This is a genomic window from Streptomyces sp. R35 (assembly GCF_041053035.1).
Classification (GTDB): domain Bacteria; phylum Actinomycetota; class Actinomycetes; order Streptomycetales; family Streptomycetaceae; genus Streptomyces; species Streptomyces lutosisoli.
Genome location: NZ_CP163440.1, coordinates 669,372 through 688,517 on the forward strand (window position 1 = coordinate 669,372; position 19,146 = coordinate 688,517).

Below are 19,146 nucleotides of genomic sequence, written 5' to 3' on the forward strand. Positions count from 1 at the left end.
CTCAGCCCGCAGACCCGGAGCGGTCACGGGGTGCAAGTCTGAAAAACATGGCACGTGAGCAGCACAGCGGTGGCAGCGGCGGTATCGAGCTGGGGCGTTTTCTGCGCGCCCGCCGCTCCCGGGTGACACCCGGCGACGTCGGTCTGCCGGTCAGCGGCGGGCTGCGCCGCACGCCCAGCCTGCGCCGCGAGGAAGTGGTCACCCTCGCCGGGATCAGCAACGACTACTACACACGTCTCGGACGCGGCACGGAGACCCGCCCCAGCCCCTCCGTCGTCGACGCCATCACCCGCACTCTTCGCCTGGACGAGGCCGAACACAAGCACCTGCGGAACCTCGCCGCCTGTGCCGACGGGCAGCCGGCCGCACCGGCGGCCGTGCCCAGCCTGTCCGTGCCCGCCGGCACCGATCTGCCGCTGGAGAGCCTGCGCCCCAACCCCGCGTACGTGGTGGGCCGCACGCGTCCACAGCGACGGCTCGGACTGCCCCGGAGGTTGGTGACTCCTGCGGACTCAGGCGCCCACGGTCCCGTCGACACCCTCACGTAGAAGGTCCGCGTGCCCGTTGTGGCGGCCGTACTCCAGGAGCACGTGCACCATCACCATCCGCAGCGACACCTCCTCTTCCCACCTTGGCTGATACCCGGCGTGGTCCATGGACTCAGCCTCCCGCTCGATACGGCGCGAGTTCTCCACCTCGGCCTCCCAGGCTGCGAACGCCTCCGCCCTGGTCGACGCGCTCGCGTCGTACGCCGCCTGGAAGTCGATCTTTTCGGACCAGACCATGGGCGCGTCGTTGTCCTCGAACACCCGCCGGAACCAAGCACGCTCGACCTCCGCCATGTGCCGCACCAGGCCCAGCAGCGAGAGCGTCGACGGCGGCATCGACTGCTGTCGCAACTCCTCGTCAGTAAGCCCTTCGCACTTCATGGCGAGGGTCGCGCGGTGGTAGTCGAGAAAGGCCCGCAGCATGTCGCGTTCGCTGCCAAAATTGGGCGGTCCTATGCGGTTGTCGCTGGTCACTGACCGTGCTCCTCATCCGTGCCTGCATTCGGGGCCAGTATCCACTCCCGTCAGCCGTCCCCATACGACAATTCAGCATGATCTTGCGAGGAACCCCGGGCGTTCACGCCCGGGAGGAATCGCATCCTGAGCTGGGCGGCGCGGAGCGCCGCCGCGCCGTGCAGCGCGGAGCGCGGCCAACAAACCGGCCCGGAGGGCCCGGTGAGATCTCGGTGTTCGAATGCCGGTGATCCGGAGGGCGGGTAGCGTCGCACGGGTGAAGCTGGTGGTGCAGGTGAAGCTGCTGCCGACGCCCGTGCAGGCGGCGGCACTTGAGGCGACCCTGCGCGCCTGTAACGAAGCAGCTTCCTGGGTGTCGTCGGTGGCGTTCGAGAAGGACGTGAAGCGGAACTTCGCCCTGCGCGAGCATACCTACATTCAGGTTAAGCAGCAGTGGGGGCTGGGTGCGCAGGCCGCCCAGCACGTGATCAAGAAAACCTGTGACGCCTACACCACGCTGAAGGCGAACCTGAAGGCCGGGAACCTGGGCAAGCCGTGGTCGAAGCGCTACCGGCGGGCCGCCGGGAAACCGGTGGCCTTCCGCCCCGAAGGTGCGCAGCCCTACGACGACCGGATGCTGTCCTGGCAGATCACCGAGCGCACCGTCTCCCTGTGGACCCTGCCGGGCCGGACGAAGAAGGTGGCGTTCACCGCCTCCCCGGAGCATCTGGCGCGCCTGGCCCTGTACCGCAAGGGCGAGTCGGACCTGCTGTTCCGGGACGGCATGTGGTTTTTGAACGCCACCTGCGAGATCCCCGAGCACCCACTCAAAGCCGACGTGGAGGAGTTCCTGGGGATCGATCTGGGGATCGTGAACATCGCCACCACCTCGGACGGCCAGATCATGGCCGGGCGCGCACTGAACCGGGGACGGGAGCGCGAGCGCACCCTGCGGACCAAACTCCAGCGCAAGAACACCCCCTCCGCCAACCGCCGCCTGAAGAAACGGCGCCGCAAGGAGGCGCGGCGGGCCACAGACATCAACCACAAGATCGCGAAACACGTGGTGGCCGAGGCAGAACGCACCGGTCGCGGCATCGCCCTGGAGGATTTGACGGGCATCCGTGAGCGGGTACGGCTTCGCAAGCCCCAACGGGCCACCCACTCCTCCTGGAGCTTTGCCCAGCTGGGAGCGTTCATCGCGTACAAGGCTCGCAACGCGGGGGTGCCGGTGGTGCACGTCGATCCGGCGTACACCTCCCGCACCTGCGCCGAATGCGGCCACATCGACAAGGCGAACCGGGTCTCGCAGGCCTGGTTCGCGTGCCGGAACTGCGGATTCGTTGATCACGCGGACCGGAACGGCTCCCGCAACATCCGCGCCCGCGCGGAACAGTTGTGGCGACGCGGGGCGCAGTCAACCGTCCCAGACCCACCCCCGAAACCCGGCCGTGGGACAAGACGCAAACCCAGCACCACAACCAGTGGCGCCCGTTGTGCAAACCCGGGACTCTCAGTCCCGGGTCGTTGACAATGTGGACACGGCGTCATCTGAGGGCGCCCGGCCCGTGCCGCGCGCTCGCCGCCTCGGCTGTGAAAATCACTGTCCGATTGTTGGAACACGGTGATAGTGAGTCCATGTGACAACGACACTTACGTTCCCCGTTCTGTTGCGACTGATCGACGAACGGTCGAGCGCCTTCCGCGCCGCGGTCGCCTCCGCGCCCAGCCTCGACGTGCAGGTGCCGACCTGCCCGGAGTGGACGCTGTTCGATCTGGCGCAGCACATCGGCGAGGGGCGCCGCGCCTGGGCCGCCACCGTCGCCGCAGGGCCTGCTCCGGCCAAGTCCGTACCAGAGGGCGCCCCGGCTGCGCCTCGGGAGCGCGAGGCCGTTCCGGCCTGGTTGGCCGCGTCGACGCAGGAGCTGCTGGACGCACTGCGGGAGGCCGGCCCGGATCGCGGTTGCTGGACGTGGTGGGGTGCGTCGCAGTCGCCGCAGACCTGTGGCGCCGTCGCCCGGCACCAGCTCCAGCAGATCGCGGTGCACACCTACGACGCCCAGGTCACTGTGGGTGCCCCGGAGCCGCTGCCGGATGAGGTGGCACTCGACGGTGTCGAGGAGTTCCTGTTCACCTGCGTCGCAACGACGAGTGCCTGGCCGCACAAGCCCACTGCCTTCGACTTCCACGCCACCGAGGGCCACTCCTGGCGCCTAACGGTCGACGGCGACGGCGCACGCTCCACCCGTATCCCCGCGCCCGGCACGACGCCTGTCGCCGCTGCCGACGAGGGCCCGAACGCGGCTGGCGTCTCCGTCCGCGGCACGGCCAGTGAGCTGGTCCTCTTCGTGTACGACCGTATCCCGGCGGACTCACTGCAGATCGACGGAGACGCAGGTTTGTTCGACCTGCTCCGCGCGTGGGAACCGGAGGAGTAGGACGGGTGCTGTAGAGCGGCGAGGTAAGCCTTGTCAAGACTGCATGCGGCGTCTGACACCAGCGGCTGACACCAACAAGCACGAACCGCAGCGATCAGCGCCGGACCTCAGTGAACGATCGACCGAGGCGCAAGGGCCGTTGGCCGACGTTGACAGACCCCCGTGATCGACCTGATAAGGATGAGGCCAGACCTCAGAAGTTGGGTACCGCGCGGGGTGCCACCTTCAGCCGAGGGCCGGCGCCCTGCCGACTTGACTCGGTCATCGAGACTCCACCGACCGCGTGAGCATGCGCATGCCCAGGGATCCTCAGGACTTCGCTTGACCCGTCGGGCAGACCTCAGCGGGCGGCGTCGCAGTCAGTGTGGCGCTCTCCAACCTGCGAATGAGCTGCCAGACGACGACAATCGAGAGCGCAGCGGCACAGATGTCCAAACCATCGCTGAACATGATCTGGCGAAGGGCATGGCGAGCCTGGCTGGCGGTGACCGCCTTCTTCAGTGCCTTGGGGGCATCGTTGTATGCGTTCGCCGCGACGAGGACGGACAGCCACCATGCCGTGAGCAGGGGATGTCCGCGACGACGCTGCGATTTCGGCCGGCTGGCAGCCCAGAGGTCGTTGACGAACATCTTGGGTATGAAGAGCTGCGCCACCGGTATCACCCAGCCGAAGACGAGCCACGCCCTGCGCCGACGCTGGCCCTGGCGCCAGAGCGCATCCGCGACGTCGCGCATGTTGGCAAGCCAGATGCTGAACTGAAGCAGGGCCGCGAGGAGCAGACCCGTCCGCCAGCCCATCAGGTTTCTGAAATACGTGTCGACCTCGACCAATGGGTTGTCTACGTACGGCCCCGGCGCCGGCGATCCCGCCAGCAGTTGGTACTTGTGCCACGCTGCCAGCCCGGCCGCGACAGTCACCAACGCGAACGCGGCGAGCGCGGCGGAGGCAAACCGGGCCTGTCCGCGCGGCAACCTAACTGCTTCAGCCACTTCACACCCCCTGGAGGCCGCCCGTTCGGACTTCCCGCAGGTCGGCAGCGGATCTTACCTCCCAGGGAAGCTGATGCCACAGCGTCTCGCCAGGTCAAGACCGGCACGGTGAGCTGACATCAGCGACTGACATCAACAAGCGTGAACGGGGCTGGCCATCCACGCGACCGCCACCAGGGATAGCCTTCACGTCCGTTCGAAGGCCTCTGGAGGCGCCCAGTGCACACCATCGCTTTCCTGCTGCGGAGCGCGCTGGGACTTGGTGGCGGTCTGGTGTTCATGTGGGAGCTGAACCGCCAGGCTTCGGGACCGGGCTGGAGGAAGCCGCGGCTCTTCTCTGCGGTGGCGGCTTTGCTGCTCGCCGGTCTGCTCGCCGTCTAGAGATCGCCAGCCGTCGTGCCCCTCCCGTGCCCGTTCGGACGGGAAACAGCGGGGAGCCACCGTCGCTGGCGGACAGCGGGCACGAGAACGGCCCCTGACCGATTTCCCTGGTCAGGGGCCGTTCACCTGCGGTGGGTGTGGGATTTGAACCCACGGTCACATCGCTGCCACGACGGTTTTCAAGATCGCGGACTAGGTTCGTGGCGGAGCCGGACGCTCGTACCCGAGGACGCCGTAAACCCAACGATCGAAGTACCGGGCCTCGGCCTCTCGATCCCCCTCGATGGTCAGCCACTCACGGGCGGCCGTAATCATGTGCATCTCTGCTTGATCCGTTTCCGCAGACCGAAGCTCAACCCAATCGGTCAGCGCGCCCCAGACGAGCTGAAGCGAATAGCACGCTTCGTCACCGTCATCCCCTGGCCACGCACGACATGCGAGACCCCAGATCTCCAACGCCGCATCGTACGGTGAAGCATTGCCATTCAGCATGGCTGCCGCATGCGCTCTGACCGCTGCTCGAAAGGCCTCCAAGTCCTCCATGATCTAGAGAATAGGCGACGCGATCCGCATAGCTGACTGCGGGAGTGATCGCAGGCAGAGGGCTTCATTGTTCGGCTTCGCCGCTTCTCCCGACTTATGCACCGGAGGCATGACACTCCAGAAGTTGTCGTGAACTCAGGCAGGCACGCCCACCCAGGCACTGAGCAACTCGTCTGGCCAGAACCGGCTGGGCAGGATCATCGTTGCGTCGCAGGTCGGGAGGATGACCAACGGGAACAGTGGGTGGTCGAGCGTCCTGGCCGGCAAGTGCCGTCGAGCGACGATCACATCTGTGCAGTACGCGGGCGCTCCATCGACCAGGCTTGGAGGAACCGGCATCCGCATCTCCCGGGACAGCTCCCTGCACAACATGTTGGCGAATGGCTGCAGCACAGGATCTGCCAGGAGCTTCCCCTTGACTGAGTACAGTTTCCGTGCAACAGCCCGCAGTTCGTCGGGCTGATCGTCGAAGCTCTCCGGATCGGCGCAGTAGAGCACGACTGCTGGATGATCGTAACGGCCCGGCTTGAACAGAAGCTGATTGGCCTGAACTAGCGATGCCCAGACCACGATGCCCTTCTCCAGGAGCAAGTCCTGCTGTTCGATTATGCCGAGCAATGGATCGTCAGACATCCACCTCCGACGAGGTATGCGGAGATACGTCCGCCTGTCCCGCCAGGAGAACGACCGCGGCCCAGAGCCGAAGTTCTGTCGACACTGCGCAATGAGCTCGGAGGGGGATCGGTACATCAGTGGATCTTAGGTCCCCGCGTAGGAAGTCGCTCAAGCCGTCCAGAACGGGGGCTGCTTCATGCCATTGCTCGCGAGCACCCGAGGCTCCGAGGCTCCGAGGCCGTGATCGCCCGGAACCCGGATATGAGGCTGCTGTGAATCTGCGAGGCGATTGAACGCGACCGGGCTCATCTACGTATGGGACGGGGGATTTTCATGCCTGGCCTGCTACGAAGCGTAGGAGCACTCACGTGAGACGCAACACACGCAGACGCCGCCCCACGGGTGCGCGTCGTGCGACATTTGCTGCAGCCGCGCTGATATTGGGCGGAGGCGGGCTGGTAGCGGTGAACGTCTACGCTTCAGCGACGGAAGGCGGCTGGGGCGGCGCGCCCAGTCAGGAGGGGAACCCGACTGGCAGTAACCAGACCCGGGCATCGGGAGCCGCCACGATCGACTGCCCGGACGTGGGCAGCCAGCTCACAGAGGTGCCGCAGCAAGCGAGGGCGGACACCGACAAGCAACTCGCCCTCCTCGACCAGCAGATCTCCGAAGCGTACGCCCGACTGGCCTCGACGCAGCAGGCACAGGCGGAGGATGCGAACTTCGTGCAGAACTCGATCCTCGGCCCGCTGAACGAGAAGCGGGGCGCGGTCATCGACCGCATCAAGATCGACTTCAAGAGTGCGGGCGCCGAGGCGCCGAATTCGCTCGACGGTCTCGCCTCTTGCACCGCGGTCCCCGCCGACCAGGCCCAGAACAACACGGGTGGCCAGAGCGACAACGGCCAGCAGCAGAACAACAACAACAGCAGTCAGAACAACGGGCAGCAGGGCGGCAACGCGAACGGCGTCAGCAGTCCCGTCGCCGCGGACTTCGTGGACATCACGACGGTTCAGCCGAACGTGCAGCAGAAGCCGGCAAACGGCGGCGACGCCTCGACCGGCACGTTCACCAGTTCGTGTGGGGTGAACGCCAACAAGAAGTTCAACACCGACAACGTGATCGTGGCGCCCGGTGTCGCCAACGGTGCCCACCACCTGCACGACTACGTCGGCAACCAGTCGAACGACGCGTTCGCCAGCAACGACGATCTCGCCAACGCCTCGACCACGTGCCAGAACCAGGGCGACAAGTCCACGTACTACTGGCCGGTGGTCCGACTGCAGGACGGTACGCAGGAGTTCGACGCCGACAAGAACGGTGGCGGCCTGGAGGGCAACGTCGGGAAGGTCCTGCAGGCAAAGCAGGCGCAGATCGAGTTCATCGGCAGCCCGCAGAGCAAGGTCGTCGAGATGCCGACGTTCCTGCGCATCATCACCGGCGACGCGAAGGCGTTCACCAACGGCACCGCGAACGCCAACGCCCACTGGAGCTGCACCGGCTTCGAGGACAAGGTGCAGTTGACGGACAAGTACCCGATCTGTCCCCAGAGCAGCAGTGTGGTGCGGACGTTCGCCTTCCAGAGCTGCTGGGACGGTCAGAACATCGACAGCGCCAACCACCGTGCGCACGTTGCCTTCACCGACGCCGACGGCAACTGCTCAGGCGGCTTCAAGGCGATTCCGCAGCTGACAATGCGGCTGGTCTACGACGTTCCGGCGCCGACCATCGAGAACGGCCAAGTGAAGAACCCGTACGCCGTGGACGGGTTCCCCGAGCAGCTGCACAAGGCGATCACCGACCACGACGACTTCATCAACGTCTTCGACGCATCCCTCATGCGGGAGATGGTGGACTGCATCAACTCCGGCCGGCAGTGCGGCGACGGTGCAGACGGTGGCGACGACGGTGACGGTGCGGGCAGCAACGGTGGCGGTGGCGGTTCTGGCACAGCTGAGCCGTCGCAGGACGAGCCGACACCGAGTCCTGACGCCTCGTCCGGTGGCGACCAAGCGACGGACCCCGGCACCCCCGCGGGCACGCAGACTCCGCCGCCCCCGACCAGTACGCAGGGCACCGAACCGACAGGCGGCGCCTCGGCCACCGGCGACGGCGGCGTGGTACCCAAGGCGGACACGAAGCCCTCGGCCGCAGGAAGCGACGCGGCCGCCGCACCGCAGGGTGGCACGGACGACGACCACAGCAGCGAAGCGACCCACCGCGGGCAGACGCCGGCCGCGGGCGCAGACGCTCCGTCCGCGCAGGCGACGGCGCAGTCCACGTCGCAGGCGCAGACCGAACCGCAAGCGGTCACCGGCGATCTGGCCGACACCGGCACGAACCTGTGGCCGGCCGCGGCCGGAGGAATTCTCGTGATCGCGGGCTTGGTGCTCCTGCGCCGTATCAGACGCGGCTCTGTGTGACCCGGTAGCGGGTGGCCGGCCGCCACCCGCTGGATGGGCATCTGCTGAATCTCCTCTGCGTATGCGCTGCCCGTCCTGCGGACCGTTCCCCGCACAGTCCGCTTCAGGTGAGTGGCGGTGCCAGGGTTGCGGGGGTGGCGCCGTCGGGACGGACGGTGATGCCGTACGCCGCCTTCGTCGGGGTGGAGTGGAAGGCCACGGTGTGGACCGGCAGCAGGTGTTCGAGCAGGACCGTCGATTCGCGGAGCGCGAACTGCAGACCGAGGCAGGCGCGGGGACCGATACCGAAGGGGAAATAGGCGCCCGGGTGGGTGGGCCGGCCGTCCGGGGTGTTGAAGCGCCGGGGGTCGAAGTCCTCTGGGTCTGGCCACAGTTCGGGATCGCGGTGCGTGAGGTACGGGCAGACCAGGATGTCGGTGCCCGCCTCGACGGCATAGCCGGCAAGGGTGTCGTCCTCGGTGGCGTGGCGGGGCAGGATCCAGGCGGACGGGTAGAGCCGGAGCGTCTCGTGGACCAGGGCCTGGATGGCCTGGCGACGTTGCGCTGAGCCTTCGTCGCCGGCGGCGAGAGCTTGTTCGCGTGCGGCGGGGTGCCGGTCGAGGAGCAGGTAGAGCCAGGTCAGGGTGGTGGCGGTGGTCTCGTGCCCGGCCACGAGCAACGTGACCAGCTCGTCGCGGATCAGCCGGTCGGTGTACTCGGGGCGCTCGGTGGCGGCGTCGACCAGGACGTGCAGCAGGCCCGGGCTGTCGGGGCCGGCCGCCCCGCTGCGGGCGGCCTCGATGGCGTGCTGGGCGACCGCATCGATCCGGGCGAGATCGGCGGCAACGGCGTCCTGGGCGTCGGTGACATCAGCGGGCAGAGTCGGAAGCGCGGCCGCCACGGCTGCCACGGCGGCCAGTTCGCGCTCGGTCCGTTCGTCGAGAGGGTGCCCGGTGAGAGAGCGCCAGATGGCGTCCAGGGCGAAGCGGCGCATCTCCCGCCCGACATCGAGGGTTTGCCCGGTACGGGCGTACCCGTCCCAGCGCCCGGCGGTGGTCCGGGCAGCCTCGGTGATCCGCTGTTCGTAGCGGCGCATGCCGGTACCGGTGAACTGCGACTGCAACAGGCGGCGTTGCCGCTTCCACGCCGTACCGGTGGCGGCGAGGACGCCGTCGCCGATCAGCACACGGGCACGGTGGGAGCGCTTGACGTACCGCTCCGGGTGCCGGGCGAGTACGTGCTGGACCGCCTGCGGGTCGGTGACGAGAACGGTGGGGGCCGGCCCGAGGCGGAACGCGGCGATGCCGCCGAACCGCTCGCGCACCTGGGACAGCAGCTCGACCAGTTCGCCTCCCCCTGATCGCCACCGCTCCACGAGTCCAGGCTCGGCTTCGGGGACCGGCCGTCCCGTTCCGGGAACGTACGGAAGGGAGCCGAGACTGGCTTCGGTGTCCATGTTTCCTCTCCTGGTCAACCGCTGGGCTTGGCCGTAAGGGAGCGCTGGCACCACGGACTGTACGGGAGCGGGCACATCCGGTGACAGTCCGTCTCGGCGCGGGAACTGTCCGGGGGATGGCCCGGATCCCGCCACCCTGCACCCCTTCCACTTGGTCTCCTTGACCTGCTCCCAGGGCCTGTCCGGAGTTCTGGTCACGTGGCAGGAAAAAGGGTTGGGCGGGATGATGTTCGCGCTGGTAGCTTGCAGACGACCGCGACACCGCCCGAGGAGGTGAGACCCATGAACGCTGTATTCGTTTGGGTGCTCCCCCTGTTCGTCACGGTCGGGCGATTGACTTAGGTGTCGCCGGGAGCGCCGCAACAACAAGGCACTCCCGAAGGGCAACAACCTATGCATTCTGTGCAGTTCACTGCGGAGACGTCGTCGAACGGTGTCGTCGAACGAGACTTCATCGTGGGCGGGATCCCCGGCGTGCTCTGGTCACCCGCATCCGGCGCCGATCGCGCGCCTCTGGTGCTGATGGGCCACGGCGGCGGCACGCACAAAAAGGCACCGGCGATGACGGGCCGTGCACACCTCCTCGTGACCGGCTGCGGCTTCCACGTCGCCTGCATCGACGCGCCCGGGCACGGCGACCGGCCGCGCACAGCGCACGACGAGCAGGAGATCGCCGTGATGCAGCGGGCGATGGCGGCGGGTGAGCCGGTCGGCCCGATCGTCGTCCGCTACAACGCCCACCTGGCAGAGCGCGCCGTGCCCGAGTGGCAGGCGACCCTGGACGCCCTCCAGGAACTGCCGGAGATCGGCACCGAAGAGCCGGTCGGCTACTTCGGCCTGAACATGGGCACCGCGATCGGAGTGCCGTTGACGGCGATCGAACCCAGGATCACCGCCGCGGTCTTCGGTCTCTTCTGGCCCGAGCCCCTGGCCGACACGGCGAAGCAGATCACCATCCCGATCCAGTTCGCGCTCCAGTGGGACGACGAGCACATCCCGCGCCAGTCCGGTCTCGCGTTGTTCGACGCCTTCGCCTCGAAGGACAAGACGTTGCACGCCAACGCGGGCCGGCACAAGGAACTGCCCAGGTTCGAGGCCGACAGCGCGGTCCGGTTCTTCGCCCGGCACCTCGGCCGAGCGGTCACCTCGCCGGCCTGACATGAGCGGTAGCGGCGTCGGCCTGCCAGCCGGACGCCGCTACCGCGGCCCGGGTTGAGGCCGCGCATCCACATGATGGATCCACGCAACTGAAGCCCCGCCAGGCCACCGTCTTCATCGCTGCCATCAACGAATGGTTGTGAACGGCCGTACTGCGGCGGCGCATTGGCTTCTTCGAAGCGAAGCGTTCTGCTGTCGGCCAAGACTGTCGCGGCTCCGATGACACGGGCGGCAGGATCGTCACATGCAGCCGATCTTCGTTCTCGTGCACAGTCCGTCCGTAGGTCCCTCGACCTGGCACCCGGTGGCCGAACACCTCACGGCGGCGGGACACCGGGTACGGGTGCCGTCCCTGTTGCATATAGGCGCCGGTGCTCCGCCGTTCTGGCCCCGCATCGTCGATGCCGTCCGCGACGACCTCCGGCAGGTCCCGGCCGGCAGTCCCGTCACGTTGGTGGCCCACAGCAACGCAGGCTTGTTCCTCCCGGCGATTCGCTCGGGCCTCGATCATCCGGTGATCAGCTCGGTCTTTGTCGATGCCGCGCTGCCGGCCCGGATCGGACCGACCCCTGTCGCCTCACCCGAGTTGTTGGAGTTCCTCGGCCCGATGGCTGTGAGCGGCAGGCTGCCACGCTGGACCGACTGGTGGGACGAGGCAGACGTCGCACCCATGTTCTCCGATCCGATGGTGCGACAGACAGTCGTTGAGGAGCAGCCCACCCTGCCACTGTCGTACTACGAGCAGCACATCCCGGTCCCCGGCGGATGGGACGACCATCCCTGCTCCTACCTGCTGTTCGGCCCTCCGTATGACGACCTTGCCGCCGACGCGCGCGAACGCGGCTGGCGCGTGGCACACCTGCCCGGCGCACACCTCCATCAGATCATCGATCCTGCCGGCACAGCCCGGCATCTCGTCGAGCTCGCCACTGCGACTTGATCCACTTCCGATACACACCCAATAGCAAGGCGACGAGAATGTGATTCTTCAAATCCGGTAACCACCCTTGCGGCTCCACCGAGAAGCGCCCTAGCGTGCATGTACATGTCGAATCAGTGGATGAGTGGCCGACGGATGCGATGGTCGTACGCGTGGCTCTTCTTGCTGCTCGGCGTCATGGCGGCAACGCTGACGGTGCCCGCGGTGGCGACGGACCGCACTGCCGGAACGGATACTGCCGTGAGCAGCTACCTGCACGCGCCCAAGCCCGAGCCGATCTCGGTGAGTGAGCTGCCGCTGCCCCCAGTCGCGCCGAGCGCCGCGCAGGGCGCGTGCACCCGTGCGGTCAATCCGCACCGGACCGGCTGTATCGGCCAGTCCGTCAACCTCCAGTCGGGGGGCTTTCTCCCGGACGGCCACCAAGTCGTCGCGACGGTCGGCTTCGCGGGGGCGCCCGCGTCGCCCGATCCGGCGAGCATCTACACCGGACTCCAGCTGATCGTCGTGAAGACCGACGGGACCATCTTCCCGGGCGGCGATCCGTGGAAGTGCCTCACCTGTGGTGTGCCCGAGGCGAACGCGGTCGGACGGAGTGCCGCACTCGACTACGCCCAGCCGTTCCCCTACGGCCGGCGCGTGCTGGCCGGAACCAACGTGATCGACTGCGGCCCCTATCGCCTCACCGACCCGGCTTGCACCCCGGCCCGGATCCACATCTACCCGATCCGCTGGAACGTGACCGCGGACGCTTCCGGGGCGGGCGGCTCCATCCGCGAACTGCGGCTGAACCCGGACGGCATCCACCTCGGCTTCAACAGCGCCACCTACTCCAACGGCAAACTCGGCCAGTTCGCCCACCTCGCACGCCTCAGCTTCAACCCGGACCCCGCAACAGGCACACCGCTCGCATCCCACTACGACCTCACCCACGTCACCCGCCTGTTCGACCCGGCCCCGGACCGGCAGCCCGTCGTCGTCGACCCGGACCACCCGAACCGGCTGAAGGTGAACGCGAACGCCATCTCGGTCGGTGAGCTGCGCGGCTTCACCAAGGACGGCAAGGAGGTCCTCTACATCGGTCACCCGGCCGAGTCCTCCAACATCGACGTCTTCGCCGCCGACCTGACGACCGGTAAGGTGCGCCGGCTCACCCGTAACCCCGAGTACACGGACCCGGTGGACAGTTCACCGGACGACAAGTGGACGGTCGTCATGGACACCCGCGCCTCCGGCCGCCAGATGTTCCTCGCCGGCATGCGGGGCATCCCGCCGATCACCGATCTGATCACCACCAGCGCCACCTCGTCGACCCGCAACAACGGGCAGCGGCGGTTCTTCCAGCCGTACCTCATCGACCGGTACGGCGACCGCGGCACCTACCAGGGCCAACGGATCAACGCCTCCGGCGACGGCAGTCCCGGCAGCGTCAACGACCCGAACTGGAACGGGATGGCGGACCCGAGGTGGTCGCCGGACGGCACAAGCATCGTGTACTGGCAGGCGCTCGCCGTACCACCCGCGTGCGGCGGAGCCAACCCGCTGGCGTGCGAGACGTCCACCGAGCCCGGCGGCCGCACATCCCGCATGATGATCGCCCGCCTCACCAGTCGTCAGCCGATCCACCCGCACTCGACCGCCCCGATCTCCGACGACGTCCCCTGGGGCACGCCGTACGTGCCTGGCAGCCCGACCCCGACCCGGCCGTATCCGCCGCAGGGCACCTACACCCTGCGCGGCAAGGTCTGCGGCTCGGCGCAGGTGCGGATCACGGAGAACGCGGCCCGTACGGCCATCAGCACCGTCGCCGTCACCTACACGCACTACTCCGACGACGGTGTGCACGTGCTGGACGGCACGGAGAGCGTCACGGCGGCGAACCCGACCGTGACGACGGCCAAGGTCGACTGGTACTCGGACCTGGTGCAGACGGGCCGCGCGCACGGCACCAAGAAGTCCAGCCGCGACGGTTTTCATCTCACGATCGACGTGCTGACCAACGTGTTCGAGGCCACCGGCACCCTGGCCACGACGCTCGACGGCCAGGTGTACCAACAGCCCGCGAACGGAACCTGAGACGCCTACGAGCCCGGCCAAGGTCTGGCATCGGCGCGCGTGATTCACGACATGGCGGGCATGGCCGGTGATCGTACCCAGTCACGGCATGGCCCTGGCCCGCCTCGACGAGCAAGCCGGCCGACCGGCCTCAGCCGCTGCGACGCCAAAACCCGGTATCGCGATAGCGCCACCAGTACAGGACCGTGCAGTCGTCCGGCCACGCAGCCGACACCGGAGCGATGCGGCGGCTACTGCTGTGGGCTCGACGGAAGCAACGGCCCGAACCTTGAACGCGAGCAGTGCGGTGGGGCGGTGGCGACCCGGAGGTTCGGCGTCTCTTGTGGTCAGGACGGCACGAGGCGGAAGGAAACGAAGCGTGGCCTGATCCCCATCGGGTGTCCCCCAGCGAGAACTCGCAGCCTCCTGACGGGGAACCGTGCCTCGACTGAGGCTGCCGCCCGATCGTCTTGACCAGGTCGGCGAATGTCGTGGCAGGCGCCGACAGCCTTTGTCGCGTTGACGTCTGCATCTGCGCTGCGATTGTTGGAATGGGTTGCTGGCCGATGGCAACCATCCTTGCCTGGGCGGCCACTTAGGTCTGACATCCCGAGACCTTCCCGAAGGATCCACCTCCTGAGACCGCCCCGTACGACCCACCGCCTGCGCAAACGCCTCATGCGCCCGATCCCTGTCGCGGTCGCCGCCACACTCGTGGCGGCGACCGGTGCTCTGGTGCCCATGCTGGCGAACGGTGCCGAGTCCAGTTGCAAGGTGGACTACCGCGTGACCGGCGAGTGGGCCGATGGCTTCCACCGGCCTCGTCACGCCGCTCGGCCAGGTCTGGGACCACATGGCGTCGACGTACCCCGACATCTACGGCTTCAAGAATTACGGCTTCGACCAGATCATGGCCAACAAGGGCAGCATCAACTACTGCGTCCGCTGGGACTCCGACAACCCGGTCACCGCCACCCTCCGCGACCGGATCGAGTCGACCCTGCAGAAGCAGTTCGGGAAGTGGATGGCCGCCCTCACCGAGGACGGCAAGGGCTACAACCAGTGGCCGTACGCCAAGGTCTCGGTCAAGGTCGTCGGCTGGGCCGTCAAGGACCGCTCCACCCTGAAGTGGACCGACGACTCCGTCGACATCTACGCCGGCAACCTGGACGAGGGAGGCGCCCCCCAGTGTGCCCCGCCCTGCGGCCGGTTCTTCCACCAGGACGGCGACTACTCCCAGTGCCCCGGCAAGGAGGAGCGCCACTACGACCAGTCCCTGTGGCTCACCAAGGGGATGGGCTTCGGCGGCGCGGGCGGTGACTGGGGCCAGCGCGTCGACCAGGAGTACTTCACGGACGCCCTGGACGAGGAGAACCTGCACATCTATCTGCACGAGGTCGGCCACACCTTCGGCCTGGACGACTTCTACGACTGGACCCCGACAGGCGTCGGCGGCTTCATCATGAACGCCGGCAGCGCGACGGAGATCACCGAGTTCGACAAGTGGATGGTCCGCGACTTCTGGCGCCACATCAAGAGTCGTTACGGGTACTGATCCACGTCCGTCCTCCGGGAGTGTCAGGGGTGGCTGTACGGGATTCGGAGCCCGGACCGCCACCCCTGACACGTGGGAGTCGGCCGTACCGAACAGCGGCCGGTGCAGGTGCAGTTGTTCCGCGACTGCGACTGCGACTACGACTACGACTACGACTACGAACTGGACCGTGAGTTGAGCCCGATCGCTCCAGCCGTTGCCCACTCCGGTCGGCAGCACCTTCACCGACGCACACCACCCGGCGTGCCGAGCCCGCGGCGACAAGCGGCGGACGCTGGCCGAACTCGGGCTGGACTGGACTCGGCTGGACGGCACAGAAACCGTGGCGCCGTCACATGCCTCGGTACGGGCCCCGATCCGGGTGGCTTCCCACGAAACCGCCCCCGGCACGAGCCGCTGCATAGCCGCCGCCCGGCCGTACGGCAGGATGGGGCCATGAGCGTAGTCAAGATCAACGTACTGACCGTCCCCGCCGAGCAGCGAGAGACGCTGGAGAAGCGCTTCGCCTCTCGCGCCCATGCCGTGGAGAACTCCGACGGGTTCGAGTGGTTCGAACTCCTCCGCCCCGTCGAAGGCACCGACAGCTATCTCGTCTACACACGGTGGCATGACGAGGAATCCTTCCAAGCCTGGATGGAAGGCCCCATGAAGACAGCCCACCAGGGCGGTGACACGGCCGGCGGCGAACGTCCCAAGCCGGCGGCGAGCGGGTCCACGCTGTGGTCCTTTGAGGTCGTGCAGCAGGCGGCACCGACAAGCACGTAGGGCGAATCCCGGGTCCGACGAGCCGAGGTCGGGCCATCAGATGATGCGTTCCGTAGAGGAGTGCGTCACGACCTCTGCCGGTGCCAGAGGCGGGCCGCGGTCTCCATCCGGCTCGCGCAGGCGACCGCAGATGGGGGTGCGGTGTGCCAGGCGGGGACATGTGCGTGCGCGTGGAACAGGGTGTCGCCCGCGAACGCCTTCCCGTCGGCCGGGTCGCCGACACCTCGTCGCTCCATGTTCCCGAGCGACACGACGCATGATCGACCCGGATCACACGCCCACCTCCTCCGCCTCCTACCCTGGGGGGGCAACCATTCGAATCCAGAGGAGCAGAGCAATGAGCGAGAACGTCTTTTTTGAGGTGTCCGCCAACGGCGAGCTGATCGGCCGCATCGAGTTCAAGCTCTTCGACGACGTCGTCCCGAAGACCGCGCAGAACTTCCGCGAACTGGCCACCGGCGTGCACGGCTACGGTTACAAGGGCTCGCCGTTCCACCGGGTCATCCCGAACTTCATGCTCCAGGGCGGCGACTTCACCAAGCAGAACGGCACGGGCGGCAAGAGCATCTACGGCGAGAAGTTCGCCGACGAGAACTTCAAGCTCAAGCACACCAAGCCGGGCCTGCTGTCCATGGCCAACGCGGGCCCGAACACCAACGGCTCCCAGTTCTTCATCACTACCATCGTCACCGACTGGCTGGACGGCAAGCACGTCGTCTTCGGTGAGGTAGTCGAGGGCATGGACGTCGTGAAGGCGATCGAGGGGCTCGGCAGCGGTTCCGGGACCACCTCCAAGAAGATCGTCATCTCGGACTGCGGCACCGTCTGAGAGGCCTGACGACCCAGGATTTGTCCGGCCGATCATGTGGCCGCCCCCTGTCCGGATCGTTGATGCGGACAGGGGGCGGGGTGACCCGGCAGGTGAACGACGGGATATTGCACCGGGTGCAGACCCGTGTGCAAAGCCGCAGCGGTGATGCGTCGAGATGCGCGGTTCGACGTGGCGCTCACCGCTGCGGTGCGGCGTTGACGCTGACGCTGACGGTCCAGAATCCGCTCATGGGCCGGTACCACCTTGCGGCTCGCTCGGATGCCCGCGTGCCCGCGCTGGGTGGATCACCAGGTCGTGGCGACTGAGCGGAGGGCGATCCAGGTGTCGCCCTCGCGGGCGTAGTCCATGGCGAGTTGCAGTGGCCAGGCGGCGTGCGCCCCGTAGACGGTCGCGTCGGTGACGATCCGGCCGACGAGGTGGGCAGTGGCGCCGTCGATGTCGACGGTCACGCTCTTCTCATCGACCTTGTGGTAGACGAATCTCCCGGCCCGCATCTGTGACAGCCACTCGGCCTTCGGCTGCTGGTACCCGGTGATGTGGGTCAGGGTGAAGCCGTCGTCGAGCAGGTCGTCGAGAGTGTCGGTGTCGCCGTCTGCCATCGCTTGCAGGTGGGCGCGGTAGGCCTCGATGACCTGGTCACGGATGCTCTGGTCGGGTGATGTGGGCACGGTGGCTCCTGTCGTTGTGGCGGTTGTCGGCCCTATCCGGTGAGGTGGCCGTATCAAGTGGTTCATCCGCGCACCCTTCGCCGCAGCTCCGCGTACCACCAGGTTTCCGCTGCCGCCACAGCGGCCAGGACCACGACGACCCCCGCCAGCGCGGCGACCAGTGACAGCCTGGAAGCCGCCGGCACTGCGGCGAGCACGAGGCACAGTGCCGCCAGGCGGAATCCGCCCCACGCCCTCAGCATGATCCGGCCGAACAGCAGGAGCCCGGCCACGTACAGGACCGCGATCGACCGGCTGACAGGCAGGGATGCGGTCAGGAAGAGGGGGCCACCGCCTCACCTGCGGTGGGTGCCGACGCGCCGCTCGGTGCCAATGCCTGCTTCGCGGGCTGGTCCTGCCCAAGCAGGTCGAGGAGGATCATCGCGTCGTACTCAGGAGTGCCCGGTTCGGCGTAGTACGTGATCAGGCGATGGCCGGGAGTGCCTTCCAGCTCCATGGCCTGGTAGCCGAGGGTGAGGTCGCCGACCTCGGGATGGTGGAACACCTTGCGTCCGTGGGTGGTGCCTCTGACGTCATAGCGCTCCCAGAGGCGGGCGACGCAGTCGCGGATCTAGGAGTTCCAGTCGTGGAACAGCTCGCGGGCCGCCGGGTGCAGGAAGACGTAGCGTGCGATGTTGCGCTGCCTGACCGGCCACTCCTCGATGCCGGTGAGCAGCCGCAGCCCGCCGGGGTTGGCGGCGAGCAGGTCCTTGGTGCGGCTGACCACGTGCGCGGGGTTGGGGCGGAGACCGGCCTCGGCGGGGGTCACCCCGGCCCGGCGGGCGCGCAGGAAGCGCCCCATCTCGGTACTCCGGCCGGAGTGCTGCTCACGTGTCATGGCTTCGAGTGTGCGGGGACCGGTGACCTGCGCGGTAGGCGCGAAGGGGGCCGTGTCGCACCCCGGAACCGCGCTCCCCGGCACAACGCGGTCTGCCACGCGGCGGCCACCGCGGGCAGCGCTGCGGGTGGTACCCATCAACGCGCTCTGCACCGGAGCCAACGCCGACAACGAGGAAGGCATACGGGCCATCCACCGCGCCCTCGGCCTCGGCATCACCCACATCGACACGGCCGAGGCATATGACCCTTCCTCAACGAGGAGCTCGCGGGCAAGGGCCTCAAGGGCCACCGGGACCAGGTGGTGCTGACGTCGACGTTCGGCTCCGTGTCGTACACCGGCCGCGAGGGCCTCGACAGCGGCGCGCCCAACGTCAAGGCCGCGGTCCAGGGCTCGCTGAAGCAGCTCGGCACCGACGACATCGACCTGTACCCACCGTCAGCCGTCACCAGGCCGAGCCCACTGTGAATGAT

Annotated in this window: 19 protein-coding genes and 2 pseudogenes; 12 read left to right on the forward strand and 9 right to left on the reverse strand. The window is 67.6% G+C overall.

The window, feature by feature from the left end:
* Positions 1-47: 47 nt before the first annotated feature.
* Positions 48-548, forward strand: a complete 501-nt coding sequence (locus tag AB5J50_RS03365; RefSeq protein WP_369254717.1) for a helix-turn-helix domain-containing protein — start codon at positions 48-50, stop codon at positions 546-548.
* Here AB5J50_RS03365 and AB5J50_RS03370 read toward each other — a convergent pair.
* Positions 513-1,022 (reverse strand): DinB family protein, encoded by a 510-nt coding sequence (locus tag AB5J50_RS03370; protein WP_369254719.1) that lies wholly within the window; start codon positions 1,020-1,022, stop codon positions 513-515. The two genes, AB5J50_RS03365 and AB5J50_RS03370, sit on opposite strands and share 36 nt — an antisense overlap.
* 256 nt (positions 1,023-1,278) lie before the next feature.
* Here AB5J50_RS03370 and AB5J50_RS03375 point away from each other — a divergent pair, with 256 nt between their 5' ends.
* Both AB5J50_RS03375 and AB5J50_RS03380 read left to right on the forward strand, forming a co-directional pair.
* A complete protein-coding gene (locus AB5J50_RS03375) occupies positions 1,279-2,532 on the forward strand; it encodes an RNA-guided endonuclease InsQ/TnpB family protein (RefSeq protein ID WP_369254721.1) in 1,254 nt (417 codons plus the stop codon).
* 109 nt (positions 2,533-2,641) lie between these two features.
* Positions 2,642-3,439, forward strand: a complete 798-nt coding sequence (locus AB5J50_RS03380) for a maleylpyruvate isomerase N-terminal domain-containing protein (protein ID WP_369254723.1) — start codon at positions 2,642-2,644, stop codon at positions 3,437-3,439.
* Between the two features lie 309 nt (positions 3,440-3,748).
* On the opposite strand, the gene AB5J50_RS03385 is transcribed toward AB5J50_RS03380, so the two are convergent.
* Positions 3,749-4,429, reverse strand: a complete 681-nt coding sequence (locus AB5J50_RS03385) for a DUF4328 domain-containing protein (protein ID WP_369254725.1) — start codon at positions 4,427-4,429, stop codon at positions 3,749-3,751.
* A 219-nt stretch (positions 4,430-4,648) separates the two neighbouring features.
* On the opposite strand from AB5J50_RS03385, the gene AB5J50_RS03390 reads away from it, so the two are divergent.
* Complete coding sequence (locus AB5J50_RS03390; RefSeq protein ID WP_369254727.1) at positions 4,649-4,810, forward strand: hypothetical protein; 162 nt, start codon at positions 4,649-4,651, stop codon at positions 4,808-4,810.
* Between the two features lie 192 nt (positions 4,811-5,002).
* Here the strand turns inward: AB5J50_RS03390 and AB5J50_RS03395 are convergent, their stop codons facing one another.
* Both AB5J50_RS03395 and AB5J50_RS03400 read right to left on the reverse strand, forming a co-directional pair.
* Positions 5,003-5,353, reverse strand: a complete 351-nt coding sequence (locus tag AB5J50_RS03395; RefSeq protein ID WP_369254729.1) for a hypothetical protein — start codon at positions 5,351-5,353, stop codon at positions 5,003-5,005.
* A 135-nt stretch (positions 5,354-5,488) separates the two neighbouring features.
* Entirely contained in the window at positions 5,489-5,986 is a 498-nt protein-coding gene (locus AB5J50_RS03400; RefSeq protein ID WP_369254731.1) for a hypothetical protein, read from the reverse strand.
* Positions 5,987-6,336: 350 nt separating this feature from the next.
* Between AB5J50_RS03400 and AB5J50_RS03405 the strand changes: the two genes are divergently transcribed.
* On the forward strand, positions 6,337-8,391 hold the full coding sequence (locus AB5J50_RS03405) for a DUF1996 domain-containing protein (RefSeq protein WP_369254733.1): 2,055 nt from the start codon (positions 6,337-6,339) through the stop codon (positions 8,389-8,391).
* Between the two features lie 103 nt (positions 8,392-8,494).
* Here the strand turns inward: AB5J50_RS03405 and AB5J50_RS03410 are convergent, their stop codons facing one another.
* Positions 8,495-9,826 carry a cytochrome P450 gene (locus tag AB5J50_RS03410; RefSeq protein ID WP_369254735.1) on the reverse strand — a complete coding sequence of 444 codons (1,332 nt, stop codon included), beginning with the start codon at positions 9,824-9,826 and terminating at the stop codon, positions 8,495-8,497.
* 393 nt (positions 9,827-10,219) lie between these two features.
* On the opposite strand from AB5J50_RS03410, the gene AB5J50_RS03415 reads away from it, so the two are divergent.
* The 5 genes from AB5J50_RS03415 (at position 10,220) to AB5J50_RS03435 (ending at position 16,296) form a co-directional block, all read left to right on the forward strand.
* The gene (locus tag AB5J50_RS03415) at positions 10,220-10,984 is read left to right on the forward strand and encodes an alpha/beta hydrolase (RefSeq protein WP_369254736.1); all 765 of its coding nucleotides are present in this window, start codon (positions 10,220-10,222) and stop codon (positions 10,982-10,984) included.
* Between the two features lie 244 nt (positions 10,985-11,228).
* Positions 11,229-11,924: an alpha/beta hydrolase gene (locus AB5J50_RS03420; RefSeq protein ID WP_369254738.1), complete on the forward strand. Its 696-nt coding sequence runs from the start codon at positions 11,229-11,231 to the stop codon at positions 11,922-11,924.
* Between the two features lie 120 nt (positions 11,925-12,044).
* Positions 12,045-13,997, forward strand: a complete 1,953-nt coding sequence (locus AB5J50_RS03425) for a hypothetical protein (protein ID WP_369254740.1) — start codon at positions 12,045-12,047, stop codon at positions 13,995-13,997.
* A gap of 784 nt (positions 13,998-14,781) precedes the next feature.
* Positions 14,782-15,531, forward strand: a complete 750-nt coding sequence (locus tag AB5J50_RS03430; protein ID WP_369254742.1) for a hypothetical protein — start codon at positions 14,782-14,784, stop codon at positions 15,529-15,531.
* 435 nt (positions 15,532-15,966) lie between these two features.
* Positions 15,967-16,296 (forward strand): antibiotic biosynthesis monooxygenase, encoded by a 330-nt coding sequence (locus AB5J50_RS03435; protein WP_369254744.1) that lies wholly within the window; start codon positions 15,967-15,969, stop codon positions 16,294-16,296.
* 65 nt (positions 16,297-16,361) lie between these two features.
* Here AB5J50_RS03435 and AB5J50_RS03440 read toward each other — a convergent pair whose 3' ends face one another.
* Positions 16,362-16,532, reverse strand: a complete 171-nt coding sequence (locus AB5J50_RS03440) for a hypothetical protein (protein ID WP_369254746.1) — start codon at positions 16,530-16,532, stop codon at positions 16,362-16,364.
* Between the two features lie 101 nt (positions 16,533-16,633).
* Between AB5J50_RS03440 and AB5J50_RS03445 the strand changes: the two genes are divergently transcribed.
* Positions 16,634-17,125 carry a peptidylprolyl isomerase gene (locus AB5J50_RS03445; protein ID WP_369254748.1) on the forward strand — a complete coding sequence of 164 codons (492 nt, stop codon included), beginning with the start codon at positions 16,634-16,636 and terminating at the stop codon, positions 17,123-17,125.
* A gap of 287 nt (positions 17,126-17,412) precedes the next feature.
* Here AB5J50_RS03445 and AB5J50_RS03450 read toward each other — a convergent pair whose 3' ends face one another.
* The 3 genes and pseudogenes from AB5J50_RS03450 to AB5J50_RS03460 all read right to left on the reverse strand — a co-directional run.
* Positions 17,413-17,796 carry a nuclear transport factor 2 family protein gene (locus AB5J50_RS03450; RefSeq protein WP_369254750.1) on the reverse strand — a complete coding sequence of 128 codons (384 nt, stop codon included), beginning with the start codon at positions 17,794-17,796 and terminating at the stop codon, positions 17,413-17,415.
* Positions 17,797-17,858: 62 nt separating this feature from the next.
* Positions 17,859-18,068: a hypothetical protein gene (locus tag AB5J50_RS03455; RefSeq protein ID WP_369254752.1), complete on the reverse strand. Its 210-nt coding sequence runs from the start codon at positions 18,066-18,068 to the stop codon at positions 17,859-17,861.
* Between the two features lie 41 nt (positions 18,069-18,109).
* Positions 18,110-18,583 (reverse strand): annotated as a pseudogene (locus tag AB5J50_RS03460) (transcriptional regulator); the annotation flags it as partial.
* Positions 18,584-18,824: 241 nt separating this feature from the next.
* Between AB5J50_RS03460 and AB5J50_RS03465 the strand changes: the two are divergent.
* Positions 18,825-19,105, forward strand: a pseudogene (locus AB5J50_RS03465) (aldo/keto reductase); the annotation flags it as partial.
* Between the last annotated feature and the right edge of the window lie 41 nt (positions 19,106-19,146).

What these genes read in the sequence shown, in the direction of transcription:
- AB5J50_RS03425 (WP_369254740.1), top strand. Translation starts at nt 12,045, where the DNA reads ATGAGTGGCCGACGGATGCGATGGTCGTACGCGTGGCTCTTCTTGCTG.
- AB5J50_RS03420 (WP_369254738.1), top strand. Translation starts at nt 11,229, where the DNA reads ATGCAGCCGATCTTCGTTCTCGTGCACAGTCCGTCCGTAGGTCCCTCG.
- AB5J50_RS03395 (WP_369254729.1), bottom strand. Translation starts at nt 5,353, where the DNA reads ATGGAGGACTTGGAGGCCTTTCGAGCAGCGGTCAGAGCGCATGCGGCA.
- AB5J50_RS03430 (WP_369254742.1), top strand. Translation starts at nt 14,782, where the DNA reads ATGGCTTCCACCGGCCTCGTCACGCCGCTCGGCCAGGTCTGGGACCAC.
- AB5J50_RS03415 (WP_369254736.1), top strand. Translation starts at nt 10,220, where the DNA reads ATGCATTCTGTGCAGTTCACTGCGGAGACGTCGTCGAACGGTGTCGTC.
- AB5J50_RS03440 (WP_369254746.1), bottom strand. Translation starts at nt 16,532, where the DNA reads ATGGAGCGACGAGGTGTCGGCGACCCGGCCGACGGGAAGGCGTTCGCG.
- AB5J50_RS03365 (WP_369254717.1), top strand. Translation starts at nt 48, where the DNA reads ATGGCACGTGAGCAGCACAGCGGTGGCAGCGGCGGTATCGAGCTGGGG.
- AB5J50_RS03400 (WP_369254731.1), bottom strand. Translation starts at nt 5,986, where the DNA reads ATGTCTGACGATCCATTGCTCGGCATAATCGAACAGCAGGACTTGCTC.
- AB5J50_RS03445 (WP_369254748.1), top strand. Translation starts at nt 16,634, where the DNA reads ATGAGCGAGAACGTCTTTTTTGAGGTGTCCGCCAACGGCGAGCTGATC.
- AB5J50_RS03410 (WP_369254735.1), bottom strand. Translation starts at nt 9,826, where the DNA reads ATGGACACCGAAGCCAGTCTCGGCTCCCTTCCGTACGTTCCCGGAACG.
- AB5J50_RS03435 (WP_369254744.1), top strand. Translation starts at nt 15,967, where the DNA reads ATGAGCGTAGTCAAGATCAACGTACTGACCGTCCCCGCCGAGCAGCGA.